This window comes from Microbacterium sp. EST19A (assembly GCF_019969685.1).
GTDB lineage: Bacteria > Actinomycetota > Actinomycetes > Actinomycetales > Microbacteriaceae > Microbacterium.
Map to the genome: position 1 here is coordinate 20,895 of NZ_JAHXYZ010000004.1, position 25,339 is coordinate 46,233.

At 68.1% G+C, this 25,339-nt stretch carries 25 protein-coding genes; 13 read left to right on the forward strand and 12 right to left on the reverse strand.

Going from position 1 to position 25,339, the window contains the following annotated elements; all coding sequences use genetic code 11:
* Positions 1-161: 161 nt before the first annotated feature.
* The 3 genes from LC452_RS19105 to LC452_RS19115 are packed head-to-tail and all read right to left on the reverse strand — an operon-like array spanning position 162 to position 3,051.
* A complete protein-coding gene (locus LC452_RS19105) occupies positions 162-2,357 on the reverse strand; it encodes a heavy metal translocating P-type ATPase (protein WP_374197788.1) in 2,196 nt (731 codons plus the stop codon).
* Between the two features lie 54 nt (positions 2,358-2,411).
* Entirely contained in the window at positions 2,412-2,741 is a 330-nt protein-coding gene (locus LC452_RS19110) for a heavy-metal-associated domain-containing protein (RefSeq protein ID WP_223628240.1), read from the reverse strand.
* 28 nt (positions 2,742-2,769) lie between these two features.
* Positions 2,770-3,051, reverse strand: a complete 282-nt coding sequence (locus LC452_RS19115) for a metal-sensitive transcriptional regulator (protein ID WP_223628242.1) — start codon at positions 3,049-3,051, stop codon at positions 2,770-2,772.
* Positions 3,052-3,101: 50 nt separating this feature from the next.
* On the opposite strand from LC452_RS19115, the gene LC452_RS19120 reads away from it, so the two are divergent.
* Entirely contained in the window at positions 3,102-3,866 is a 765-nt protein-coding gene (locus LC452_RS19120; RefSeq protein WP_223628243.1) for a Rieske (2Fe-2S) protein, read from the forward strand.
* Positions 3,867-4,933: 1,067 nt separating this feature from the next.
* The gene (locus tag LC452_RS19125; RefSeq protein ID WP_223628245.1) at positions 4,934-5,971 is read left to right on the forward strand and encodes a hypothetical protein; all 1,038 of its coding nucleotides are present in this window, start codon (positions 4,934-4,936) and stop codon (positions 5,969-5,971) included.
* A gap of 31 nt (positions 5,972-6,002) precedes the next feature.
* Here the strand turns inward: LC452_RS19125 and LC452_RS19130 are convergent, their stop codons facing one another.
* Together LC452_RS19130 and LC452_RS19135 are read right to left on the reverse strand one after the other, a co-directional pair.
* The gene (locus LC452_RS19130) at positions 6,003-7,850 is read right to left on the reverse strand and encodes a S8 family peptidase (protein WP_223628247.1); all 1,848 of its coding nucleotides are present in this window, start codon (positions 7,848-7,850) and stop codon (positions 6,003-6,005) included.
* 236 nt (positions 7,851-8,086) lie between these two features.
* Entirely contained in the window at positions 8,087-8,698 is a 612-nt protein-coding gene (locus LC452_RS19135; RefSeq protein ID WP_223628249.1) for a flavodoxin family protein, read from the reverse strand.
* Positions 8,699-8,816: 118 nt separating this feature from the next.
* Here LC452_RS19135 and LC452_RS19140 point away from each other — a divergent pair, with 118 nt between their 5' ends.
* Positions 8,817-9,020, forward strand: coding sequence for a hypothetical protein (locus LC452_RS19140; protein ID WP_136055659.1), 204 nt, complete (start codon positions 8,817-8,819; stop codon positions 9,018-9,020).
* 12 nt (positions 9,021-9,032) lie between these two features.
* On the opposite strand, the gene LC452_RS19145 is transcribed toward LC452_RS19140, so the two are convergent.
* From LC452_RS19145 to LC452_RS19155, 3 genes are read right to left on the reverse strand one after another with little or no spacing between them, the layout of a single operon-like run.
* A complete protein-coding gene (locus LC452_RS19145) occupies positions 9,033-9,635 on the reverse strand; it encodes a GNAT family N-acetyltransferase (protein WP_223628250.1) in 603 nt (200 codons plus the stop codon).
* Positions 9,636-9,663: 28 nt separating this feature from the next.
* Complete coding sequence (locus tag LC452_RS19150; protein ID WP_223628252.1) at positions 9,664-10,068, reverse strand: ImmA/IrrE family metallo-endopeptidase; 405 nt, start codon at positions 10,066-10,068, stop codon at positions 9,664-9,666.
* Positions 10,069-10,075: 7 nt separating this feature from the next.
* Positions 10,076-10,453, reverse strand: a complete 378-nt coding sequence (locus tag LC452_RS19155; RefSeq protein ID WP_223628254.1) for a helix-turn-helix domain-containing protein — start codon at positions 10,451-10,453, stop codon at positions 10,076-10,078.
* A gap of 118 nt (positions 10,454-10,571) precedes the next feature.
* Here LC452_RS19155 and LC452_RS19160 point away from each other — a divergent pair, with 118 nt between their 5' ends.
* Genes LC452_RS19160 through LC452_RS19170 form a run of 3 tightly spaced genes read left to right on the forward strand, consistent with a single transcriptional unit; the run spans position 10,572 to position 12,147 of the window.
* Complete coding sequence (locus LC452_RS19160) at positions 10,572-10,778, forward strand: XRE family transcriptional regulator (protein WP_223628255.1); 207 nt, start codon at positions 10,572-10,574, stop codon at positions 10,776-10,778.
* Positions 10,779-10,798: 20 nt separating this feature from the next.
* The gene (locus LC452_RS19165; RefSeq protein ID WP_223628257.1) at positions 10,799-11,728 is read left to right on the forward strand and encodes an aldo/keto reductase family oxidoreductase; all 930 of its coding nucleotides are present in this window, start codon (positions 10,799-10,801) and stop codon (positions 11,726-11,728) included.
* A gap of 38 nt (positions 11,729-11,766) precedes the next feature.
* Positions 11,767-12,147 (forward strand): PLDc N-terminal domain-containing protein, encoded by a 381-nt coding sequence (locus LC452_RS19170; protein WP_223628258.1) that lies wholly within the window; start codon positions 11,767-11,769, stop codon positions 12,145-12,147.
* Here LC452_RS19170 and LC452_RS19175 read toward each other — a convergent pair.
* From LC452_RS19175 to LC452_RS19185, 3 genes are read right to left on the reverse strand one after another with little or no spacing between them, the layout of a single operon-like run.
* Positions 12,144-13,112: an epimerase gene (locus LC452_RS19175; RefSeq protein ID WP_223628259.1), complete on the reverse strand. Its 969-nt coding sequence runs from the start codon at positions 13,110-13,112 to the stop codon at positions 12,144-12,146. The two genes, LC452_RS19170 and LC452_RS19175, sit on opposite strands and share 4 nt — an antisense overlap.
* Positions 13,109-13,744 (reverse strand): DUF4166 domain-containing protein, encoded by a 636-nt coding sequence (locus LC452_RS19180; RefSeq protein ID WP_223628261.1) that lies wholly within the window; start codon positions 13,742-13,744, stop codon positions 13,109-13,111. The genes LC452_RS19175 and LC452_RS19180 overlap by 4 nt, the downstream gene beginning before the upstream one ends.
* A gap of 35 nt (positions 13,745-13,779) precedes the next feature.
* Entirely contained in the window at positions 13,780-14,385 is a 606-nt protein-coding gene (locus LC452_RS19185; protein ID WP_223628262.1) for a TetR/AcrR family transcriptional regulator, read from the reverse strand.
* 59 nt (positions 14,386-14,444) lie between these two features.
* On the opposite strand from LC452_RS19185, the gene LC452_RS19190 reads away from it, so the two are divergent.
* A complete protein-coding gene (locus tag LC452_RS19190) occupies positions 14,445-15,251 on the forward strand; it encodes a sugar phosphate isomerase/epimerase (protein WP_223628264.1) in 807 nt (268 codons plus the stop codon).
* A complete protein-coding gene (locus LC452_RS19195; protein WP_223628265.1) occupies positions 15,251-16,381 on the forward strand; it encodes a Gfo/Idh/MocA family protein in 1,131 nt (376 codons plus the stop codon). The genes LC452_RS19190 and LC452_RS19195 overlap by 1 nt, the downstream gene beginning before the upstream one ends.
* Here the strand turns inward: LC452_RS19195 and LC452_RS19200 are convergent.
* Positions 16,330-17,424, reverse strand: coding sequence for a LacI family DNA-binding transcriptional regulator (locus LC452_RS19200; RefSeq protein WP_223628267.1), 1,095 nt, complete (start codon positions 17,422-17,424; stop codon positions 16,330-16,332). The two genes, LC452_RS19195 and LC452_RS19200, sit on opposite strands and share 52 nt — an antisense overlap.
* A 175-nt stretch (positions 17,425-17,599) precedes the next feature.
* Between LC452_RS19200 and LC452_RS19205 the strand changes: the two genes are divergently transcribed.
* From LC452_RS19205 to LC452_RS19225, 5 genes are read left to right on the forward strand one after another with little or no spacing between them, the layout of a single operon-like run.
* Positions 17,600-18,931: an ABC transporter substrate-binding protein gene (locus LC452_RS19205; RefSeq protein ID WP_223628268.1), complete on the forward strand. Its 1,332-nt coding sequence runs from the start codon at positions 17,600-17,602 to the stop codon at positions 18,929-18,931.
* A 14-nt stretch (positions 18,932-18,945) separates the two neighbouring features.
* Complete coding sequence (locus LC452_RS19210; RefSeq protein WP_223628270.1) at positions 18,946-19,878, forward strand: carbohydrate ABC transporter permease; 933 nt, start codon at positions 18,946-18,948, stop codon at positions 19,876-19,878.
* Positions 19,875-20,708 (forward strand): carbohydrate ABC transporter permease, encoded by an 834-nt coding sequence (locus LC452_RS19215; protein ID WP_223628272.1) that lies wholly within the window; start codon positions 19,875-19,877, stop codon positions 20,706-20,708. The genes LC452_RS19210 and LC452_RS19215 overlap by 4 nt, the downstream gene beginning before the upstream one ends.
* A gap of 4 nt (positions 20,709-20,712) precedes the next feature.
* Complete coding sequence (locus LC452_RS19220) at positions 20,713-22,539, forward strand: glycoside hydrolase family 2 protein (RefSeq protein WP_223628274.1); 1,827 nt, start codon at positions 20,713-20,715, stop codon at positions 22,537-22,539.
* The gene (locus LC452_RS19225; protein WP_223628275.1) at positions 22,536-25,337 is read left to right on the forward strand and encodes a family 78 glycoside hydrolase catalytic domain; all 2,802 of its coding nucleotides are present in this window, start codon (positions 22,536-22,538) and stop codon (positions 25,335-25,337) included. Before LC452_RS19220 ends, LC452_RS19225 begins: the two co-directional genes overlap by 4 nt.
* Positions 25,338-25,339: the final 2 nt, after the last annotated feature.

The following is a 25,339-nucleotide window of genomic DNA, read 5'->3' on the forward strand; positions in this document are numbered from 1 at the left end:
CTACGGTGTCGTGGTGGTCGGCCGATGTCGTGTGCGAGTTGAAAGAGTGCATCGCCAGCAACCCGGTGATGATCCCACGGCGCCTGGAAGGACCGCCAGGACGGTGTGACCGAGCGTGCGCGCTCCACGCACCCGTTGCGCGACGTTGATCAGCGACATACTCACCTCCCGTTCCGCCCAGCCCACGTCCGTCGCCCTGAATGTTCCGGTTGCTTGCCGGCCATTGCGTCCGGGCGCAGATCTAGCCGGCGCAGCAGCTGCGCGTTGAGCGCAACGACGATGGTCGACAGGGACATCAGCATGGCACCCACGGACATCGGGAGCACGAACCCGATGGGGGCGAGTACGCCGGCCGCGAGCGGGACGGAGAGCAGGTTGTAGCCGGCGGCCCACCAGAGGTTCTGCTTCATCTTGCGGTAGCTGGCTCGGGACAGCTCGATCACCGACAGCACCGACCGGGGATCGTCGCTGGCGAGGATGACCCCTGAGGAGGCGATCGCGACATCAGTGCCCGCGCCGATGGCGATACCGACGTCGGCCTGCGCGAGCGCGGGGGCGTCGTTCACGCCGTCTCCGACCATCGCGACCCTGCGGCCTTCGTCCTGCAGTTCTCTCACCTTCGAGGCCTTGTCCTCCGGTCGCACCCCGGCGAAGTACCGGTCGATGCCCAGCTCACCTGCCACGGACGCGGTGACCGCGTCAGCGTCACCGGTGATCATGACGACCTGCACGCCGCGCTCATGGAGCGCTTCGACCGCATGACGCGACTCCGAGCGAATCTCATCCGCCAAGCGCAGCGCGCCTGCGACCCGCCCGTCGACGAGGACGTGGAGGATGATCGCTCCCTCGTCGCGCCATTCGTCGGTAACCGGCAGCTCGTCGGCGTGCTCTTGCTCGAGCATGTACGGACCACCGACCTGGACGACGCGGCCGTCGACACGCGCACGAACCCCGACCGCCGGGGACGACCCGAAGTCAGACGATGACGGGACAGGGAGAGTCTTCTCCTTCGCCGCGTGCACGATCGCCCGGGCGAGCGGATGTTCGGAATCGGCTTCTGCGGCCGCAGCCCACGCCAGCAGCTGATCGGCATCGAACCCCGAGACAGGGGCGATCGCCGTCATCGCGGGCGTGCCCTTCGTCAGCGTGCCTGTCTTGTCGAACAGGACGGTGTCGACCGTGCGCATGCTCTCCAGCGCGAGGCGGTCCTTGATCAGAACGCCCCCACGAGCGGCCCGTTCGGTCGCGATCGACACGACGAGCGGGATCGCCAGGCCGAGAGCGTGCGGGCAGGCGATCACCAGCACGGTGATGGTGCGGATCACTGCGGCGTCAGGCAGCCCGACGGCCGTCCACACGATCGCGGTGATCGCGGCAGCGCCGAGCGCGAACCAGAACAACCACCCTGCCGCCTTGTCCGCGAGCCGTTGCGCCCGAGAAGACGAACTCTGCGCTTCGGTCACCAGCTTCTGGATCCCCGCTAATGCCGTGTCCTCACCGATGGCGGTGACCTCGACCCGCACACCAGAGTCGGTCGCGACGGTGCCGGCGATGACCTGGTCGCCGTCGCTGCGGCGCACGGGCCGTGACTCTCCGGTGATCATCGACTCGTCCATGCTGGCGGAGCCCTGCACGATCCGCCCGTCCGCGGGGACCCGCCCGCCCGGGCGCACCACCACGACATCTCCCACCCGCAGGTCGCCGGGCGCGACGGTGACGGTCATGTCACCTTCCACCCTCTCCGCCTCATCGGGCAGGAGAGCAGCGAGAGAGTCCAGCGCGGACGTCGTCTGCGCGAGGGAGCGCATCTCGATCCAATGGCCGAGCAGCATGATCACGATCAGCAGCGCCAGCTCCCACCAGAAGTCGAGCTCGTGGTGCAGCAGGCCGAGGCTCGCGCCCCATGACGCGAGGAACGCGACCGTGATCGCCAGGGCGATCAGCAGCATCATCCCGGGCTTGCGGGCGCGAAGTTCGCTCACCGCGCCGGTGAGGAACGGCGCCCCACCCCACACGTACATGACCGAGCCGAGAGCCGGGGAGATCCAGCCGATCCAGGCGGCGTCCGGCAGCGAGTACCCGAGCAGCATCGAGAACATCATCGAGAACCCAACGACAGGAACCGCGAGAACCAGCATGATCCAGAACAACCGCCGGAACTGACCCACATGATCACCGTGGCCACCGTGGCCACCGTGGCCACCGTGGCCACCGTGGCCACCGTGGCCACCATGTCCGCCATGTTCTGGAGAAGCGCCGTGATCGTGGCTCATCGCCCTATGCTCCTGCTCCGTCGTCGGTGCCGCGCCGTGGATCTCGTGCGCGGCGCGATGGCTGTGTTCGTCGTGCTGGCTCATCGGAACTCCTTGCTCGGATGCGCCCGGTCGAGCCGGGTGCTGACGGATAGCGACTCAGGCCTGGCTGGTCGCGAGGGTATACCCGGCCTCTTCGACCGCAGCCTCCACGGAGGCGGGATCGACACGAGCTGCGCTGTGGACGGTCACACGCGAGATGCCGCCAGCATTCAGATCGACGTCGACGGACTCGATACCGTCCACCGCCATCAGATCCTCACTGACTCTCGACACGCAATGCGAGCACGTCATCCCCGCAACCAAAACCTCTTCTGAATAGGAGAACGAGGCCGCAGCTGGTGCGGACGCCTCGGTGTCGGATGGGATGGCGCAGCAAGCGCAGCCAGCGTTCGAGTCCTTCAGGCCGAGTTCAATGCGATCAGTCATCGTGTGCTCCTTCAAATAGACGTGGCGGTCATGAACGGACCAGGCGGCTAATGGCCGCGTTAGGCTCGCGGACCTTCTCCGCCGCAACCGCGCCACCCTCAGCGCTGGCCTCGGCAACGCAATGACTCAGATGATCGCTCAGCGGCGACAACGCCACCGTCCTGAGCGCTCTCGTCGCCGCAGAAACCTGCCTGAGGGTGTCGATGAAGTACTTGTCCTCATCGACCATCCGAGCGATCTCTCGCAACTGACCCGCGACGCGACTCACCCGCTTGCGCAGATCCGTCTTGCCGTCGGTGTGCCCGTTCATAGTCTATAGGATACCCCCTGGGGGTATGTAACTCAAGGCCGGACGTGTGCATGCTCTTGCTGCGAACGCGTGTCATCCCGCCGGCCGAGATGCTGGAGACTCTGAAGGAGTGGTGGGAGCCGCTGCTGAAGAAGTCGCGCACGATCCGTCTCGGCGTCGGGGGATGCGTGCGGTTCCAGATCGGCGAGCTCGACATGGTCGTCGACTTCCCCCGTGCCAAGGTCCGCGAATACGCCGGTGAGGAGTGCATCTACTGGTACACGATCCCCGCCGACCTCGTCTCCACGAACATCCGCGATCACGAGATCGACTGGTCGAACTCGATCTTCCTGTCCATGCAGTTCCAGGTGGGCCGCAGCGGCAAGTTCAACGAGTTCCTCACGACCTTCCTGAAGTGCCTCTCGGTGGACCGCATCGAGTACGTGGAGAACTGGTACCAGGAGCAGACAGACCAGACGGAGGACGCCGAGATCGGCGACTGGGTCGTGCAGCGGCGTTGCCCGCACCTGCGCGCCGACCTCACGAAGACCGGCAAGGTCGACGAGGACGGCGTCCTCACGTGCAGCATGCACGACTGGGAGTGGGACCTGAAGACGGGCCGGTGCCTGTCGACGAGCGGCCACCCGATCCGGTCCACGAAGATCGGCGAGGCCACCGACCCCGTGCAGCAGGAGTTTGGGGCCTTCCGCTCCGCGATTCGCCCCAGTTCTCGCTCGGCGGAAGGCTCAGAACGCGGCGCGGATCTTCCCCAGCTCAGCGACACCGCCGCTCCGGAAGCAGAGTACGCCGTAGATCAAGGGCCCGTCCAGATCTAGACGCTATCCATCAATCGACGCGCGAGTTTGCGGGTGGCTGAAACCCGCAACTGTAGTGGGCGACTCTCACCGCGTATCTACCGACCGGTGAAATCCCCAGCAACACCAGGGGCGGTCCCCGAAGGTTCCCCGAGCTCTCGGGACCACAACACTCGGTACCGCAGCTAATTTCCGGCGGTCGGCTAAGTGTCGGCGCCCCGGTCGTCGAAACCCCAGGCAGCCACGCGATCTTCATCTCCCAGCCGAAGGTCGTCGCCGACATCATCCGTCTAGCGATCGGCTGATGCCCCTCCAGGGCTCATTCTGCAGCGCCGCGAATAGCGCTGACGGTTCGGCGACTAGCTGAACTAGCCCGGCGAGCTTTATAGGAAGGCTCGCATGGTCAGTCATCACATCAGCCTCAGGCCACCCGAAGTTCAGACGGTCCCGGAGTCCGGAGGCAACATTGCGGCCGCCTCACGTTCGAGTTCGCGAACTGCTTCCGACAGTGCTGACGGGCATGGATCGGCGCATCCGCTCCAGCTGGGTGAGCGCAGGCCGGGGAGGGCGACCCGAAGCCTCGGTTAGCCGCGCCGCTGCGTCTGTGACCCACGGGTCGACCAGGCCCACCACCGCCTACGACACGGCGATCTGCCAGGCGGCGCCCCACCGAAAACGATCGTTTTCGGTGGGTCCGCGGCCATCGACGACCATGAGCTCGACACGCCGAGGACGATCTGCCGAAACTCCCCGCCGAAACCAAACGCTCCGAAACTCGCAAGCGGCCGTTTTCGGCAAGCCATGGGGGTAGCCAGGCCCAGCCCGGCGCATGCCCCGCCCGCGACGAGTAAACTCGGGGGAGTGCTTCTGGTTCGCGACGGCGGGCAGAGCGGTGGAAGACCGCGAGTGGCACGCAGAAGGCACGAGCAGGCAGCTGGATGACAGAACCCGCGTGATTCCGCACCTCCCAGCCTCCGCTGGCAAGAACTGGGACTTCTGAGAACCAGGTCGCCGACTCTCGATCGCAGCAGATGCGCCCCTCCCCGGATCTCTCCGGGAGGGGCGCATCGCGTTCTAGGATTGCTCCGATGACCGAGCCCGCCGCCGACACCGAGGCGCGAGCGACCGTGCGACGCAGACTCATCCGCAACCCGGCGCTCTGGGGCGCACTGCTCCTCGCCGTCGCGATCGCCTTCACCCTCGCCGGCGACGACCTGAGCTTCTTCCCCTTCCTGCTGATGCTGGTGGGCGGCTGGTGCGTCGGATTCGCGTTCGTGAACGCGACGATGCGCATGGTGCCGGCGCGCAACGGGGTGCTCCTGCACACGGGCGTCGCGGTCGCACTGGGCGCGGCCATCGCCTTCGTGGTGGAGTCCGGCGGCGACCTGCTCGATCCCTTCCCGGCGGCGGTGCGCGCCGTCGCGGTCGTGCTGCAGCTCGCTGCGATCCCGGCCGCCGGATGGATCTGGCTCGGACTGATCGGCCGTCTCAGCGACGTGTTCGCCCGACGGGACGCCAGGAAGCGCCCGACGCCCACGACGCCGGAGTGGGAACGAGAGGAGAGCGGCGACGGCTCGAGTGTGCGCTTTCCCGGCATCCCGCTCCGGATGCGCGTCCTCACCGGCACGATCGTCGCCATCGTGGTCGTCGTCGGGCTCTTCGCGACCCTGCTGCTGATCGCGTTCGACGACATCGCGATGCGCCTGGGGCCGCGATTGATGATCATCGTCGTCGGCGCCGTGCTCGCGCTGCCAATGTATCTGGCTGTGACCGCGGTGCTGCGGCGTCGAACGGTCGAGTGCGTCGTGGCCTTCGGAAACGACGAGATCCGCGTGAACGTGGGGGAGTCGAGCCGCACGATCCCCTTCCGGGACCTCGAACTCCTCCTCTGGCGATCCCGCAGCGATTATGCGCGGATCGAGGTGCGCGGCGCCGGCGTCGACGTCTCCCTGATCGCGGGGCTCGCGAAACCGTCGGCGGGACGAACGGCTGAGCTCCCGGTGCTCCCGCGTCGCGTCTTCCGCCGACTGGAACTCGCCGGGCTCGCACTGGAGCGCTCTCGCCGCGACGACGTCATCACGTTCCGGCGTCCGTCAGCGCACACAGCGGATGCCGCGAGGCGCTAGCCCCGCGGCATCCACCGTCATCCTGCGCTGACTACTTCACGGTGGCGGTGTACGCCCCCGCACCGGAGTCGGACTTCACCACGAGCCGGTAGGTGCCTGCGCTCGCGTTGTAGGTGAACTTCTCGTCCGCGCTGTTCGAGATGCCCTGGGCTACCGTCATCCACCCGAGGAACGAGTAGTTCCGCTGGAGGTAGACGTCGAAGTCCGCCCCGGTCGGTCCGTCGAGGCATACCTCGACGGCGCCGGCCGCACGGCTGAACGTCGATGACGCGACCTGCTGTCCCGCGGCGAGCGTGCCGGCGCTCACTGCGGTCCCGCTGCACGTGCTCGGGGTCGGATTCGGGTTCGTGCCGGCTCCCGTCACCGTGAGCCGGAACGTCGCCGCATCCGTGGTGACGGGCGTGCCCGCGTCACGCACAGTCACGGTGATGCTCGAAACGGCGGCCGCGGACGGAGTGCCCGTGATCGCGCCCGTCGACGGATTGATCGCGAGACCCGCCGGCAGACCCGTCGCCGAGAACGCGTACGGCGCGGTTCCGCCGCTCGCGCTCACGCTGACCGAGACCGGCTGGCCGACGGTGGCCGCCACGTCGGCGATCGCCGCGAGATCGACCGCGGTCGGCGTCGGCGTCGTCGTGCCGTTCAGGAAGCCCGTGTAGAGCAGGCGGTTCGGTGACGCGGCATCCAGCCCGGTCACCTTCCCGGGCGTCGAGTTGTCGAGGATCGCGGCCTGCACCTGCGCGGGGGTGGCCGTCGGGTTCGCGCTGAGGTACAGCGCAGTCGTTCCGGTCACCTGCGGCGATGCCATCGACGTCCCGGTCGCCGACGCGGCCGCTGTGTCACCGGTGAACCAGGAGGACAGGATGTCCGTTCCCGGCGCCCAGATGTCCAGGCAGCTTCCGTAACTGCTCGTCGGCGCCTTGCCGTCGGTGCGGGTGGTGTTGCCGACGACGATCGTCTCGGGCAGCAGCTGCGGGCTGTAACGGCACGCGTTGTCGTTGCTGTTGCCCGCTGCCGACACCCACGTGATGCCCGAGGCGACGATGTTCCTCACCGCGGCGTCGACCGAGGGGATCGAGCAGGCGGAGCGGCAGCCGACGCTGTAGTTGACCGTCGCCGGCCGTACGGCGTTCTCAGCGACCCATTCCAGACCGGTGACGATCGTCGTGCTCAGGGCGTCGCCCTTGCAGTCGAGCACGCGCACGGGGTAGACGGTGGCCTTCTTGGCGATGCCGTACGTGGTGCCGACAGCCGTGCCGGCGACATGCGTCCCATGGCCGTTGCAGTCGCTGGCGTTCCCGCCGGGGGTGGCCGCATCGAATCCGGGACGGATGCGCCCGGCGAACTCCGAATGGGTCAGGCGGATGCCGGAATCGACCACGTACACGTTCACGCCTGCGCCCGCCGAGTCGGGGTAACGGTACCGACCGTCGAGCGGCAGGTCGCGCTGGTCGACACGGTCCGTGCCCCAGCTGGGCGGGTTCACCTGCTCGCCGATCGCGTGAACCATCTGCGCCTGCTCCACGTGGTCGACGCGGTCGTCGGACGCGATCGCGAGCGCCTCGTCCTCGCTGAGCGCGGCGGAGTAGCCGTCGATCACGGTGTTGAAGACGTCGAGGATCTGTCCGCCGATCGTGTCGGTCAATGCGGAGGCGATGTCGTCGGCGGCGCCGATCCTCGCCTGCGGCTTGAGGACGACGAGGTACTCGCCCTCGACGGCCGACGGGGAGTCGGCGCCGACGATCTCGGGCGCATCCGGAGATTCGGTGGTCGCTCCGGCGAACGACGGTGTCAGGGTGAGGGTGAGACAGGTGAGGATCGCCGCGGCAGCGGCCAGTCCTCGCGGCGCGACTCTGCGCCCCGGGGTGTCGGTGAACAAGGGGTTTCCTCTCATCGGTGGGAAGACGCCGTGGGGACGTCTGTCGCCGACCGCAGGGGTCGACGACCGGGCCCGCTCTGGGGGCGGACTCGTTCAGAAGCGGAGCCGCGTGGGGAGCGCGGAGACACCGACTTGCTGGTGAGGTCGAATCCGCCGGAGCGGTTCGCCACCGAACCTATTGACCGCTTCGAACCACGTCAACCCTCTGAGAGGATTCTTGGACGGAAACCAGTATTTTAGCTCGCGGGATAGTCCCGCTCCCGCAGTACACGTGCCAGGTGCGCGGCGTTGCGTGCGGCGGTCGCCGTAGCCGAGGCGACCTTCTCGGGCGTCTCGTCGAGATCCTTGTAGTCGGTCGTGTGCATGGCCTCGCCGTTCCAGTAGACCGACGCCTGCGAAGGGATCGTGTACCCGACGTCGTTGAGGGACTGGAAGAGGATCGCGGAGATGTGGTGCGCGCCGTCCTCGTTGCCGACGACGCCCGCGATGGCGATCTTGTCGAGGAGCGTGAGGCGTCCGCGGGCGTCCGTCTCGCTGAGCTCCGCGTCCAGACGCTCGAGCACGCGCTGAGCAACGCTCGACTGCTGGCCCATCCAGGTCGGCGTGACGAACACGAGGATGTCGGCATCCAGCACGCGCCGGCGCAGCGCCGGCCACTCGTCACCATCGCCCATGTCCTTCTCGACTCCCGGACTGATCACGTGGTCGACGGCGCGGATCACGTCGCCGGTCACCCCGTGGTCGGCGAGAGCTGCGAGGATCTGCGATGCGAGCAGATCGGAGCTCGACTCCGCGGGAGAGGGCTTGAGGGTGCAGGAGATGGCGACAGCCGTGAGGGGAGCATTCATGCAGAGAGAGAACCACGCGGCCACGCGCCCGGCCCAGGGGGTTTCCTCCGCTCGCGCTGTGCGCTAGTCGCAGCCGGCACCGGTACTCTAGAAGACGGCCGCAACGACAGGAGATCCCGTGATCCTCAGCTTCATCTTCTTCCTGATCCTCTTCCTCGGAGGCATCTGGGTGATGGCTCTCGCGCAGTCGCTCGAGGACTTCCAGGCGATCGTCTTCATCGCCGGCCTTCTCCTCACCAGCCTCTCGCTGGCCTTCATGATGCGCCAGCGCGGCTCGGCCACCCGCCGCAAGGACAACTGGTCGGGCAGCCCGACCGAGTGATGGCCGGCGGCGTCAACGCCGCCGAGCGAGCCGAGCCTGGAGATTGGCCTTCACCGCAGGCCACTCGGGCTCGATGATCGAGAACTCGACGCTGTCGCGCAGGGCGCCGTTGCGGTAACGGCTCATGGCGCGCATCACGCCGTCCTGCTTGGCGCCGAGACGCTCGATCGCCGCCCGCGACTGGAAGTTCACCCACTGCGTCGTCAGGCCGACGCGGAACACCCCGAGCGTCTCGAAGGCGTGTCGCAGCAGCAGCAGCTTCGACTCCGCGTTCGTGCCCGTGCCATGCGCGGACGGGCGATTCCAGGTGTATCCGATGTGCAGCCGCGGCACGTCGGCGACGATGTCGTAGTACGAGGTCAGCCCGAGGATGCGCCCCGCGGCGTCGAAAGCGGTGAACGGCAGCATCTCGCCCTTGTCGATCAGCGAGATGCGTCGGTCGACTTCGGCGGCGACGCCGTCGGGCGCAGGTACCGAGGTGTACCACGCCGTCTTCCACAGGTCGCCCTCCTGCACCGCGTCCACGAGGCCGTCGACGTGCGAGCGTTCGAGCGGACGGAGTTCGACGAGCGCGCCCGTCAGGGTGACAGGTGCGGGGGAGACGAGAAAGGCCATGGAGCCATTCAACCAGCGGACGATCTCGTCACGCCGCCGTGAATCGCAGGTCGTTCTCGCCGAGCCGACGCAGACGACGCTGGTAGGCGAGGACGAGCTCGATCGTGACATCGAGTTCGAAGGCCAGGCTCGCCAGGTGCGGCCCGCGTGCGTCTTCCGCCTGTGCGTAGGCCTGGGCCGTGATCAGCCGGCGCGCCGCCCATTCGTCGGCCTGGTGTTCCTGCTGCCGACGGACCGCCGGCACGGTCGAGGGGAGGTGCCCGAGCACGACGTGCCCGAGTTCGTGGGCGAGGACGCTGCGGGTCGTGCGGGCACTCATGCCCGGTGCGAGGCGAATCGTGCGCGACGCGGGTTCGAAGCCCCCGGGGGTCGGGCCGGCGCGCTCGACGATGCGCACACCGTGCTCCTCAGCCAGGCGGAGGAGCGTGTGCATGATTCCCCTATTCGTAGAGGTCGTCCGTGTCGGCGTCGTGCCGGAGGCGCGATTCGAACGCGACCTCGGGGACATCCTCGCGCTGCCCTGCGACATCGGGGGATCGACGGAGCACGCTGATGCGTGCCACAGGCGAGCCGTCGTCGGCGCGGAGACGCTCCTCGGCTCGCGAGAGGAGCACGTGCGGCTCCAGATCGAGTGCCGCGCAGACCGAATAGACGACCGGGACGGGGATGGCTCGCTTGCCGGTCACATAGTTGTCGAGGGCGCTGCGCGCGATGCCGATAGTCCGTGCCATTGCAGCGATGCTGCTCCGGGACGCGGCGATCTCCGCCCGCAGCTGTCGGCCCACGGCCGCATTGAAGTGGTCGGCAGGTGTCTCCATCTGGCTCACCATAGCACCGGCATGGAGCCGATATGCCGTCATATTGGCTCATTCGGCGCTTGATCGTCTGCGCACAAGGAGATAATGTCGACGCATGGGGACGAAAGAGCGTCATTTGGTGGCGTCCGCGATCGTGACCGAGATGCAGCGGGCCGATCGGTCTGTGCGGTGGGTGTCCGATCGATCCGGCGTCGACCGCGCTGTCCTCGCTTCGAAGCTCGAGGAGCGCGAGGACTTCACGATGGTCGATCTGGCGAACATCGCCGCGGCCCTCGGCGTTCCGGTGGCCGCTCTGACGCCGAGCGCCGGGTCCTCCCTCCGCTGAGGCGCGGTAGCGTGGTCGGCATGAAGACAGTGCCGTTCGGATCCGCCACCGCCCCCGCCGTCGTCGCCGGAATGATGCGCATCGACGACAAGGATGACGCCCATATCCGCGATCTCTACGCCGCGGCACGGGACTCCGGCATCGACTTCTTCGATCACGCCGACATCTACGGCGGCAGCATGCACCACTGCGAGTCGCGCTTCGCGGACGCCCTGCAGCTCAGTGCCGCCGAGCGCGACGAGATCGTGCTGCAGACCAAGTGCGGCATCGTGCCGAAGGAGGGGATGTTCGACTTCTCCTACGAGCACATCATCGCGCAGGTCGACGGCTCGCTCGCGGCCCTGCGCACCGACCGGATCGACGTGCTCCTGCTGCACCGCCCCGATGCTCTGGTCGAGCCCGAAGAGGTGGCCCGCGCATTCGACGAGCTCGAGGCTGCAGGCAAGGTCCGTGCGTTCGGTGTGTCGAACCACACGCCCCGGCAGATCGACCTCCTGCGCACGGCCGTCCGTCAGCCGCTGATCGCGAATCAGCTGCAGCTGTCGATCACGCACGCGCCGATCCTCGCGCAGCCGGTGGCCATGAACATGGCGGGCGAGGAGCAGAGCGTCGTCCGAGACGGCGGCGGCATCGTCGAGTACTGCCGCATCAACGGCATCACGATCCAGGCGTGGTCGCCGTTCCAGGGCGGATTCTTCACCGGCGTGTTCCTCGGAAACCCCGAGTACGCCGAGCTCAACGTCGTGATCGACCGACTCGCCGCGTCCTACGGCGTCACACCCATCGCGATCGCGACGGCGTGGATCACCCGGCACCCGGCCCACATGCAGGTGGTGCTCGGCACGGCCACGCCGCAGCGCGTGCGGGACGCGGCGGCAGGAGCCGACGTCGAGCTCACCCGTGCCGAGTGGTACGAGCTGTTCCGCGCGGCAGGGCACCTGCTCCCGTAGCCCGAGCGGCCGATTCCGACGTCGTCTACCCTGAAGTCATGCCGTTCCTCTCGATCCTCATCATCGTCCTGATGATCGTCGCGCTGATCGACGTCATCACGCGCGACGACTCCCAGGTGAAGCATCTGCCGAAGATGGTGTGGATCATCATCGTGATCCTGCTCCCGCTGATCGGCAGCGGACTCTGGTTCGCGATCGGCCGCGAATACGGCGACTCCGGTATCTCGATGCCGAGGATGCGGCGTGCGGAGCGGCCCGTGGGGCCGGTCGACGTGCGCCCGGCACCCCCGGTGGACGTACGGACGACCGAGCAGCAGATCGCCGACCTCGACCGGGAGATCGAGGAATGGCGTCTTCGCGACGAGCTCGAGCGGCGGCGACAGGACGACGGCGACGCGGCTGCCGGGCCCGCCTCCTAGGCCGCGATCTCGCGGTCGAACGCCTCGCGGACGGCGGCCTCCAGCGTCGGGTAGCGGAACTCGAACCCGGCAGCGGTGAGCTTCTCGGGGAGCACCCACCGGCTCTTGAGGATCAGCTCCGTCTCGGTGCGCATGCCGATGGCGCCGAGTTCGAGCATCCATCGCGGCATCGGCACACCGACGCGAGCACCGAGCACGCGTCGCACGGTGGCCATGAACGCGGCATTGTCGACGGGGTTCGGAGCCGCGGCGTTGACCGGTCCGTCGACCTCCGGCGTCTGCTCGAGGAAGTCGATGATGCGCGCGACGTCCTCGATGTGCACCCAGCTGAAGCGCTGGCGACCTCGGCGGGCTCCGGGGAGATGTCCGGTGCCCGCGGCGCGGCGCGCTGCGCCGACCGGCCAGCGTCCGTCGTACTGTGCGCCGCCGAGTCCGAGGCGGGCCAGGTTCCTCACCGGATCGAGCACGCCGCCGTGACCGAGGACGATCGTGCTCCGCAGCGCGACGCGCCGCGTGGCCGGCAGCTCATCGGCGAACAGGGCCTGCTCCCACGCCTTCGCGACCTCGACGGAGAAGCCCGAGCCGAGCTCGCCGGTCGACTCGGTCATCGGGCGGTCCTCCGCATGCCGGTAGATCGTCGCCGTCGACGAGTTGACCCACAGCGCGGGAGGGCTCTCCGCTCTCGCGACGGCGGTGCTCAGCGACGCCGTGGTGTCGAGCCGGGACCGGAAGATCTCGGCACGATTCTCGGGCGTGTACCGGCAGTTCACGCTCTTGCCCGCGAGACCGATCACCAGGGCGGCTCCGTCGACCGCGCGGTCGATCGCCGCCTGGTCGCCCCAGCGGATGTCGGCGCCCGAGCGGGAGATCGTGACCACTTCGCGGCCCTCGGTGCGCAGGCGCGGGATCAGGAAGCTGCCCATGAACCCGGTGGACCCGCCGATGACGACCTTGCCAGCGCTCATGCTGCGGTCTCCTCTCCTGCGATGCTCTCGATGCGGTAGCGGAAGCTGCCGCGGTACTCGTAGACGCGGCCGATGATCGGTGCGTCGATGGTCAGGCTCACCTGCTGGTGGTCGCGGGTGTCGTCGAAGCGCTCGGTGAGGCGGACCACGGGGGAGAGGAGCCGCGGAATCCGCACGCGCAGGCGGCCGAGACGGAACCCGACGGCACGACTCGTCAGCTCCAGCGCCCCGTCGCGCGTCTCCACGTCGAAACAGGCCGCGATCAGCCCCGGTTCGCCGAGCTCGTCGACCACGCGGCCGTGGCGGGTGAGGGCCACCGCATCGTGCATGACCCACGGGCCGCGTGCCAGGTGGAACGTGCGCTCACCGATCGCGCGCGACGCGATCGTGCGATTCTCGACGCGGAAGGGCACATCGCGCTCCCCGCAGGCGGCGACCACGCCGCGGCGTTCCAGCACCCGGAGGATCGGCCAGAGCCAGCGCCGCGGGGTGCCGACGCGATCGAAGACGCCGTCCCCGACGCCGACCGAGCCGTCGGGGATCGCCTGGAAGTACGTGCGCAGACGCGGATGCAGATCGCCGAACCGCTCGCCGAGTGCCGTCGCATACGGGGATTGCGGCACGGGCGTCACGCTTCGAGCCTAGCTGCGCGGCGTGCGCCCGAGCGTCACGGGGCCGGCCGGAGGAGGCGGTCCAGAAGGGTCAGCGCTTCGTGCTGCGGGGCCGTCTCGTCGAGGAGCCACTGGGTCTGCAGGCCGTCGGACGCGGCCACGACGAGTGCGGCGACGGCATCCGGATCGGCATCGCGACGAAGGCGCCCGCGTTCCTGCTGCTGGCGGATCTCGTCGGCGAGACGGGTGCGGAGGTCGGCGAACCTGGCCGTGGCGAACTCCCGCGCCACCGGATGACCGGTCTCCAGGGCCGACGCCACCAGGGTCGAGTAGAGCTGGACGAGCCCCGGGACCTCCCGGTTGGTGCGTGCCGACTCGATCATCCGCTCGACGGGGGTGGCGTCATCGGGCACGACCTCGTGCCGGTGCGTCGGAGAGTTGCTCTCCTGGTAGACGGCGACGAGCAGCTCTTCGAGCGAGCCGAAGTAGTGCGTCAGCGCGGCGTGGGTGACTCCGACCTCGCGGGCGATCGCGCGGAGGCTCGTGCGGTCGGCCCCGCGCTCGGCGAACACCTCGATGGCGCGGTCGAGGATCTCCTGCCGGCGCGCGATCCCCTTGGCATAGGCACCGCGTTGGCGTGGGCGCTCGTCATCGTCGGGCATATCAGGATTCTAGCGAATGAAAACTTCCGCGTGGAGGTATTTGGTGCTAACGTGCTGGCATGACAATCACGACCTCCCTCCAACTGTTCACCATCAAGGACCAGCTGGACGCCGACCTCGAGGGATCGCTCGCCGCGGTCGCCGCGCGCGGGTTCACGGCGGTGGAGCCCTACGACTTCGTCCGTCGCGCCGTACCGCTCGCGGAGGCGCTCACGGCGGCAGGACTCACCGCACCCTCCGGGCACGCCTTCCTCGCCTCGCAGTCCTTCGTGAACCCCGACGGCAGCGGCACGACTGTTCCGGTGCCCTCGCCTGCCGAGGTGTTCGCAGCGGCCAAGGTGCTCGGCATGACCACGGTCATCGACCCGTACACGGAGCCGGCCCGCTGGGAGTCCGTCGCGCAGATCGAGGAGACCGCGCGCCTGCTCAACGAGGCGGCGGCCGTCGGTGCCACGGTCGGCGTGCGCGTCGGCTACCACAACCATGCTCATGAGCTGGAGGCCGTGTTCGATGGCGTCACGGGCCTCGAGGTGCTCGCGGGCCTCCTCGACGAGCGCGTCGTGCTCGAGGTCGACCTGTACTGGGTCGCACGCGGCGGTGTCGACCCCGTCGCGCTGCTCGAACGCCTGGGCAGCCGGGTCATCGCCGTGCACGCCAAGGACGGCACGCTCGACCCGGCGCTCGCGAACGCCTATCCGCCGGCCGATCAGGTGGCCGCAGGCGAGGGTGCTGTTCCCCTGGTCGAGGCGATCGCCGCGGCATCCGCCCTCGAGCTCGCGATCGTCGAGTTCGATCACTACGACGGCGACCTGTTCGACGCGATCGAGCGCAGCCGGGTCTACCTCGACGAGAAGGTGGCCGGCTGATGGCGGCGGGCAACGGCCCCGTCGGCGTCGGGATCATCGGCGCGGGGAACATCAGCGACCAGTACCTGTCGAACCTCACCACGTTCCCGGACGTCCGGGTGCTCGCGATCGCCGACGTGATCCAGGAGCGCGCGAAGGCGCAGGCAGAGAAGTACGGTGTCCCGCGCTCGGGCGGAGTCGACGTCGTCCTCGACGACCCCGACATCGACATCGTCGTGAACCTGACGATCCCGGCGGTGCACGTCGAGGTCTCCGAGGCGATCATCGCCGCGGGCAAGCATGTCTGGACGGAGAAGCCGATCGGCGTGAGCCGTGAGGAATCCCGTGGGCTGCTGGAGAAGGCGGATGCCGCGGGCCTCCGCGTCGGCGTCGCGCCCGACACCGTGCTCGGCCCGGGCGTGCAGACCGCGAAGCGCGCGATCGCGCGCGGCGACATCGGCCGCCCGCTCTTCGCGCAGACGACCTTCCAGTGGCAGGGTCCGGAGATCTTCCACCCGAACCCGGCTTTCCTCTACGCCAAGGGCGGGGGACCGCTGCTCGACATGGGGCCGTATTACGTCTCCACGCTCGTGCACGTCTTCGGTCCGGTCGCGGCCGTCGCGGCACTCGGGCTGCAGGGCACGTCCACCCGTCGCGTGCAGGTCGGCGAGCTCGCAGGACAGGAGTTCCCGGTCGAGATCCCGTCCACGCTGAGCGTGCTGATCGACTTCGAGCAGGGCGGTCAGGCGCAGAGCCTGTACAGCACCGACTCGCCGCTGCTGCGCACGGGGATCGTCGAGATCACCGGCACCGAGGGCACGATCGTGATCCCCGACCCGAACACCTTCGGCGGAGCGATCTCGATCACCCGGCCCCTTCGGCTCGGACAGGAGCTCGTCGACCAGGAGATCGTCGACGTCGTGCAGGAGGGCGTGCTCTCCGGCCGTGGCGTCGGGCTGCTCGACATGGCGCGCTCGATCGCCGCCGGCCGCGCCCACGTCGCGACCGGCGAGTTCGGCTACCACGTGCTCGACACGCTGCTCTCGATCGAGGAGGCCGCGGAGTCGCGCCGCTTCGTCGCCGTCGAGAGCACGCTCGATCAGGTCGGTGCGCTCGACGCCGGATTCGACCCCTTCGCCGCCACGCTCTGACAGCGAGGTGCCGCAGGACAGTCGGCCGCGCTCGCCGAGCGCGGCCGACTGCTCTCCCGGATCACCAGCTGATGGGGGGCGACGGTGACGATGCTCCCGCCCCCACCCGCGTCGCGGCCGAGCTTCGCCATCACCCGGTCGAGTGCGGCAGAGGCGATGCGGAGCTTGTCGGGACTCACCGTCGTGAGCGTGGGGGTGGAGTACGCGCCGTCCTCGACATCGTCGAATCCGACGAGCGCCACGTCTTCCGGGCTCCGGATGCCGGCCGAGGACATCGTGCGAAGGGCTCCCAGCGCGAGGGGGTCCGCGAAGCAGAAGACCGCATCCGGCCTGTCGGGCAGCGCGAGCAACCTGGCCATCGCCGCGGCACCGTCCTGCCGACGGAACTTCTCGACGTACTCGACGAGCGAATCGTCGTAGGGGATGCCGGCATCCTGCAGAGCGTCGGCGTAGCCGGCCAGCCGCAGCGAGCTGGTGTCGACCGACTGCTGCTGTGCGCCGATCGTGGCGATGCGGCGCCGTCCGGTCGCGATCAGGTGGGCGACCGCCTCTTTCGCCGCCGCCCGGTTGTCGATCATCACGTGATCGAACGGGGGGAACAGGGTCTCGCCCAGGAAGACCAGCGGGCGGTCTTCGGGGATGCTCGCGACGTCGTCCGGCTGCATGCCGAGCGGACTGATGACGAGCGCGTCGAAGAGGGATCCGCTGTTCGTACGGTCGATGAGGAAGCGCTCGCGCTCCCTGTCGCCGTCGGTCTGATCGATGACGACGGTCAGCCCGCGCCGCGCGCCGTCCTCGACGAACGCCCGGGTGAGTTCGGCGAAGTACGGATTGTCGAGCTCGGGGAGCACGAGGCCGATGAGGCCGGAGCGACCGGCCTTGAGATTGCGCGCCAGCTCGCTCGGCCGGTAGCCGATCTCGGCGATCGCCCGCGAGACCCGCTCGCGCACGGCGTCCGACACGTGCGGATGTCCGTTGACGACGTTGCTGACGGTCCGCATGGAGACCTGCGCCGCCTCCGCCACTTCTCTGCGAGTTCCCACGCTGCCTCCGGTTGCCAATATATCGCTTCGAGGAAATCTCTTGCATCGAGGAAAAAGCTGTGGATATAGTGCTCGCACAGCTTTGCATCGAGGGAACAGCCTTTCCTTGTCGAGTTGAATCGTTTCATAGCGTCGGCATCGCAGCCGTCGAGTCCTTACAGAGAGGTATGTACTCATGAACGTTCGCAAGAAGACCCTCCGCACCTTCGGTGCCGTCGCCGGTATCGCCGTCTTCGGTCTGCCGATCGCCGCCTGCTCCTCGGGCGGTGGGGGAGGCGGGGGAGGCGACGGCACGACGTCGATCAGCTACCTCACGCAGAGCGATCAGCTGAGCGTGGATGCCGCCACCGAGCTCGTCGCCGCGTTCGAGAAGGAACATCCCGAGATCGACGTCACGATCGACACGCAGCCGGCCGGGACCGAGGGTGACAACCTCACCAAGACCAAGCTGTCGACGGGCGAGATGTCGGACGTGTTCTTCTACAACACGGGATCGCTGCTGCAAGCCCTCAGCCCCGACACCCAGCTCGTCGATCTGTCCGACCAGGACTGGGTGAAGGACGTGACCGACGACTTCATCAGCACCGTCAGCACCGACAACGGCATCTACGGCGGTCCGAACGGATCGTCGTTCGCCGGCGGCATCCTGTACAACATCAAGGTCTATGAGCAGCTGGGCCTCACCGTGCCGACCTCATGGGACGAGTTCATGGAGAACAGCGAGAAGATCAAGGCCGAAGCGCCCGATGTCGCTCCCATCATCCAGGCGTACGGCGACGACTGGACGGCGCAGATCTTCGTGCTCGCCGACTTCGCCAACGTCATGGGCGATGACCCCGACTGGGCGGAGAAGTACACCGCCAACGAGGTCAAGTACTCCGACGACCCGGCCTTCGCCGGGTTCCAGCACCAGCAGGAGGCGTTCGACGCCGGGCTGTTCAACGAGGACTATCCGTCGCTGATGAACGACGAGGCCATCGCGATGCTCGCCGAAGGCCGGGGCGCGCAGTACCCGATCCTCACGAACATCATGTCGGCGCTCTCACAGAACCACGCCGACAACCTCAACGACGTCGGCTACTTCCCGCTCCCCGCCGATGATGCGGACAACACGCAGGCGACGGTGTGGCAGCCCAACGCTCTCTACATCCCCAAGACCACTGAGGGCGCCGAGCTCGAGGCGGCGAAGACGTTCATCGACTGGGTCGTGTCGAGCCCCGAAGCGTGCGAGATCGGAAAGACCACCGGCGTCCCCGGAGGCCCGTTCGTCGTGTCGACCTGCGAGGTCTCCGATGACGCTCCGCAGGCGGTCAAGGACTTGAACACGTACTTCGAATCCGGTGCCACCGCCCCGGCGCTCGAGTTCATCTCGCCGGTCAAGGGCCCGAGCCTGCCGAACATCACCATCTCGCTCGGCTCCGGGATCACCGACGCCAAGGAGGCCGCGGCCGCGTACGACGAGGACGTGAAGAAGCAGGCGCAGCAGCTCGGGCTCGAGGGCTGGTAACGGGAGCCGTGCAGATGTCAGAGTCGATCTCGACCCTCGCGAAAGCCGACCGCGAGACACCCGATGGTTCTCCGGTCCGGCGGCGGCGGCGGATGAAGAGCCCGTACCCCACGTGGTTCTTCCTCCCCGCGGCCGCGCTGTACATCGTGTTCTTCGCTGTGCCGACGTTCGCATCGTTCTACTTCAGCCTCACGCGCTGGACCCTGTTCGACTCGACGTTCATCGGCTTCGACAACTTCGTGCAGTTCTTCGCCGAGCCGCAGCTGATCCAGGGCTTCGTGAACACGTTCATCTTCGGGTTCCTGACCTCAGCGCTGAAGGTCGTGATCGGGCTCGCCCTCGCGCTGCTGCTGACGTCGCAGATCATCGCCCGCGGCTATCTCCGATCCGTCACCTTCTTCCCCGTGCTCGTCTCCACGATCGGGGTCGGCATCACCTTCAAGGTGCTGCTCGACCCCTTCGGGGGCATGGTGAACACCGTGCTGGAGTGGTTCGGGGTCGTCGGTCCGGGATGGCTGACGGACCCGCAGCTCGCCCTGTTCTCGGTCGCGCTCGTCGAGGTGTGGAAGGGCGTCGGCATCGCCTGCCTGATCTTCATCGCCGGCATCGTCGCGATCCCGCAGGAGTACTTCGAGGCGGCCAGGGTGGATGGCGCCGGCTCGTGGAAGATGTTCCGCACCATCACCCTGCCGCTCGTGCGGCCGGCCACCGTCACCGTGATCATCCTGTCGCTGATCGGCGGGCTGCGCTCGTTCGACCTCGTCTGGGCGATGACGAAGGGCGGCCCGGGGTTCTCGAGCGACGTCATCGCCTCGGTCATCTACAAGCAGTACCAGGCGGGCTTCTACGGTCTGTCGACGGCGGGGAACGTCGTGCTGTTCCTCGTCGTCACGGCGATCATGGTGCCGATCTGGGTCATCCTCAACCGAAAGCAGGTGGAAGCATGAAGGCCGTGAAGGTCCGTGCGACCGTCGTCGGGATCATCGCGATCATCGCCTCGGTCATCGTGTTCCTGGTGCCGTTCGCCTTCATCTTCCTCACCGCGTCGAAGACGGCTCCCGACGCCTCGGGACTGGCCTTCACCTGGCCGGAGGAGTGGGCGCTCTTCGACAACCTCGTCGCCGTGCTCAGCGTGCGCGACGGCATCGTGATCCGCGCCTTCGTCAACTCCACCATTCTCACGGTCGCATCGGTCGCGATCATGGTGGTCCTGGCGGCGATGGTCGGCTACGTGCTCCAGCGCAAGTCGTCGAGGTGGAACCCGGTGGTGAACTTCTTCGTGCTCGGTGGACTCATCGTGCCGCCCGCCGTCGTGCCCACCATCTGGGTCCTCCAGGCGCTCGAGCTGTTCAAGACGATCCCCGGGATGATCCTGATCAACGCGACCTTCGGGCTCTCGTTCTGCATCCTGCTGTTCCGGGCCTTCGTCGCCACGATCCCGAAGGAGCTCGACGAGGCCGCCGTCATTGACGGCGCAGGTCCCATCCGGCTGTTCTTCCGGGTGATCCTGCCGCTGCTGCGACCGGTGGTCATCACGGTGATCGTCGTGCAGTCCGTCGCGATCTTCAACGATTTCGCCGGACCGCTGTACTTCCTGCCGGGAGACCAGAACGCCACTGTGCAGCTCACGCTCTACAACTTCCAGAGCCAGGCGCTGAATCAGTGGAATCTGCTGTTCATGGACATCCTGCTCATCACGATCCCGCCGCTGATCATGTACATCTTCTTCAACCGCCAGATCGTCGCCGGCATGACCAGCGGCGCCGTCAAAGGGTGATCCTGTGAACGTATCCCTCCCCAGGCCGGAATATCCGCGACCGCAGTTCGTCCGCCGCGACTGGCTCACCCTCAACGGCGACTGGCAGTTCGAAAGCGATCGCGGCGACTCGGGCCTCGAGCGCGGGCTCCGCACGCGCGATCTCGGCGGCTCCATCACGGTGCCGTTCGCGCCGGAGTCCGCGGCATCCGGCATCGAGGACACCGACTTCCTTCATGCGGTCTGGTACCGCCGGACGGTCGTGATCCCGGCCGAGTGGGCAGGACGCGACGTGCTGCTGCACTTCGGCGCGGTGGACCATGACGCGACGGTCTGGGTCAACGACGTCGAGGTCGCGCGGCATCGCGGCGGGTTCAGTTCCTTCACCGCTCCGCTCGCCGGGGTCGCCGCCCCGGGGGAGACCGTGACGATCGTGGTCCGCGCGCGTGACACCCCGACGGATGCGCAGGCGCGGGGCAAGCAGGCCACCTGGTACGCGAACACCGGCTGCAACTACACGCGGACGACCGGGATCTGGCAGACGGTGTGGCTGGAGCCGGTGGCGAGCGCGCACGTCCGCAGCCTCGACGTCACGCCGCAGCGTCTGGACTCGAGCTTCCTCGTCACAGCAGAGGTCTCGTACGCCGCAGACGGGCTGCGACTCGAAGCCGTGCTGAGCGATCGCGAAGGGGTCGTGACCGCGACAGCGATCCCGACCGGCGATCTGGCACCGCGCGTGACTCTCACGATCCCGGAGGATCGCGTCCGGCTGTGGTCGCCCGAGGATCCTCATCTGTACGACCTCCGCGTGCGTCTGCTGACCGGCGGCGGCGACGTCGTCGACGAGGTCGCCTCCTATGCGGGGCTGCGCTCCGTCGCGATCAGCGGGAACCGCCTCCTGCTGAACGGGGAGCCGGTCTTCCAGCGCCTCGTGCTCGACCAGGGCTACTGGCCGGACTCGCTGATGACCGCACCGGACGATGCCGCGCTGATCCGCGACATCGAGCTGTCCATGGCCGCCGGTTTCAACGGTGCGCGCCTGCACCAGAAGGTCTTCGAGGAGCGCTTCTTCTACCACGCGGATCGCCTGGGCTACCTGGTCTGGGCGGAATTCGGCGACTGGGGAGTCTCCGGTCGCGGTCCCGTCGGCCACAACCAACAGCCCACGGCGAGCTTCATCACGCAGTGGCTCGAAATACTCAAGCGCGACCGCAATCACCCGTCGATCATCGGCTGGTGCCCGATGAACGAGACGCATCAGCGACTGCACGACCGGATCACACAGCTCGACGACGTCACGCTCGGCATGTTCCTGGCGACGAAGGCGGCCGATCTCACGCGCCCGGTCATCGACGCCTCCGGCTACTCGCATCGCGTGCGCGACACCGACGTCTACGACTCGCATTCCTACGAGCAGGATCCGGAGGCCTTCCGCCTGCAACAGGCGGGCCTCGCCCACGGCGACCCCTACCTGAACGACGAGTACGGCGAGACGATCTCCCACCCGTACGCCGGCCAACCGTACTTCGTGTCGGAGTACGGCGGAATCTGGTGGAACAGCGCTCGTCTCGGGGAGGAACAGGCATCGTCGGACGACCCGAACCGCGAAGGCTCGTGGGGGTACGGCCAGCGCGTCGAGAGCATCGCTGCCTGGTACGAGCGCTACGAGGGGCTGACCCGCGTCCTGCTCGAGAACCCCGACATGTTCGGCTACTGCTACACGCAGCTCACCGACACGTTCCAGGAGGAGAACGGCATCTACGACTTCACGAGAGCACCGAAGTTCGACATCGACAGGATCCGCAGCGTGCAGCTCGGAGAATCCGCCTACGAGAACAGGAATCCCTCATGACCACCCGGATCACCCGCCTGCGGGCAGAGCTCCGCACCGACAGCACCGACGTCGCCGTCGGCGCGCCACGACTCAGCTGGATCACCGAGAGCGACACCGAGGGCTGGACGCAGGCATCCGCCGAACTCGAGCTGGACGGGGCGGTGACCGCGTCGATCGACGGTCGCGACCAGGTGCTGGTCGAGTGGCCGTTCGAACCTCTCGCAGCGCGCTCGCGCCACATCGTGCGGGTGCGCGTGACCGGAGCAGACGGGGACGCATCCGACTGGAGCGAGGGACTCGAGGTCGTCGCCGGCTTCCTCGACGACGGCAGCTGGATCGCCCAGCCGATCGGTCTCGGCGAGCCCTCCCGTCCGGCTCAGCCCGCCCTGCTGCGGAAGACGTTCGAGGTGCAGCGTCCTGTCGCCCGCGCCACGCTCTACGCGACCGCGCGCGGCGTCTACCAGGCCTCGGTCAACGGACACGCGGTCGACGATCAGGAGCTCAAGCCCGGCTGGACCCCGTACGGCGAGCGCCTCCTGCACGAGACGACCGATGTGACCGACCTCGTCACCCCGGGAACCAACGTGATCGGCATCACGCTCGGCGGCGCCTGGTACACGGAGCGCTTCGGCTTCAGCGAGACCTCGACCCCGTTCTACGGCGAGCAGCCGGACGTCGCGGTGCAGCTCGTGCTCGATTACCAGGACGGCGGAAGCGAGGTCATCGCCTCCGGGCCGGACTGGCGCGCGACCGGCGACGGTCCCGTCGTGAACAGCAGCCTGTACGACGGCGAGGAGTACGACGCGCGACTCGAGATCCCGGAGTGGGGATCGGCGGACTTCGATGATGGGCACTGGCCCGCCGTCCGGGTCTCCGAGCTCCCGATGCCTGTGCCCGGAGCGCGCATCGCACCGGCCGTGCGCGCCACCCAGGAACTCGCGGTGGCTGAGGTCGTGTCGTCGCCGAGCGGTGGGCAGATCCTGGACTTCGGCCAGAACCTCGTCGGACGTCTGCGGATCACCGTCGACGGCGAGGCCGGGACGGTCGTGACCCTGCGTCACGCCGAGGTGCTCGAGCACGGTGAGCTCGGCATCCGTCCCCTCCGGCTCGCGAAGGCGACCGATGTCTACACGCTGCGTGGCGGGGGACCGGAGGTCTGGGAACCGCGCTTCACCTTCCACGGCTTCCGCTACGCGGAGATCACCGGGCTTCCGGAGCCGATCGCGCCGGATGCCGTGACCGCGGTCGTGCTGCACAGCGACATGCGCCGGACGGGGTGGTTCGAGAGCTCCGATCCGCTCCTGAACCGACTGCACGAGAACGTGGTGTGGGGGATGCGGGGCAACTTCCTCTCGGTTCCGACCGACTGCCCGCAGCGCGATGAGCGCCTCGGTTGGACCGGCGACATCCAGGTGTTCACCCCGACCGCGAGCTTCCTCTACGACGTGGACGGCTTCCTGTCGTCGTGGCTCGTCGACCTCGCCATCGAGCAGCAGAAGACGGGTGTCGGAAGCGTGCCGTTCGTCGTGCCGAACGTGCTGCGGGATGCCGACACCCCGGCTGCGGCCTGGGGCGACGCGGCGACCGTCGTGCCCTCGGTGCTGTACGAGCGGTACGCCGATGCGGGGATGCTCTCGCGCCAGTTCGACAGCATGAAGGCGTGGGCCGACCATCTCCTCGCACTCGCCGGCGATCGCAAGCTCTGGGAGGGCGGGTTCCAGTTCGGCGACTGGCTCGACCCGAGCGCGCCGCCGGACAACGCGTTCCTCGCGAAGACCGATCCCGACCTCGTCGCGAGTGCCTACCTCTTCCGCTCGGTGCAGCTCGTCGCTCGTGCCGCACGTGTGCTCGGGCGCGAGAGCGAGGCGGAGCACTACGAACGCGAGGAGCGGCTCGTGCGCGACGCGTTCATCGCCGAATACGTGACGGCATCCGGCCGCATCGTCTCCGATGCGCAGACGGCATACGCCACGGCGATCATCTTCGGCATCTTCGCGTCGCAGGAGCAGCGCGATGCGATGGGCGCGCGCCTCGCGGAGCTGGTGCGCAGCGGCGGATACCACATCGGCACCGGCTTCGTGGGCACCCCACTCGTGACCGAGGCGCTCGAGACGACCGGCCAGGGTGACACCGCCGAACGGCTGCTCCTGCAGACCGAGAACCCGTCGTGGCTGTACCCGGTGACGATGGGGGCGACGACGATCTGGGAGCGCTGGGACAGCATGCTCGAGGACGGCTCGATCAATCCCGGCGAGATGACCTCCTTCAACCACTACGCGCTCGGCGGTGTCGCGGACTGGATGCACCGCTCGGTCGCGGGACTGGCTCCGGCCGCTCCCGGGTACCGCGTCATCCGCATCGCCCCGCGCCCCCTCGACGGCCTGGAGTCCGCGAGCGCGACTCTCGACACGCCCTACGGGAGGGTGAGCGTGGCGTGGCGCCGAGAGGGCGCCGAGATCGTCGTGGATGCGACGGTGCCCGCCAACGCCACGGCAGAGGTCGCGCTCCCCGGCAGCGATGAGACGATCCTCGTCGGGTCGGGAAGCCGCACGTGGCGCGTGCCGGCGCAGCGTCTGAGCCCGCAGCGCGTGCCCGTGAGCCGCACGATCGAACTCTCCGAGCTCATACAGGATCGGATGGCGTACGACGCGATCGGCGCGTCGATCGAGAACCTGGACGCGGATCGCGCGCAGCGCTGGCGCCGCAACACGCGGTGGGTCTCCGGGCTCACCCTCGCCGACTCTCTGGGGACGATTCCCCTGGCCGTCTCAGCGGCGATCGATGATGCCGTGCGGGAGGTGAACGCCTCCAGGTAGGC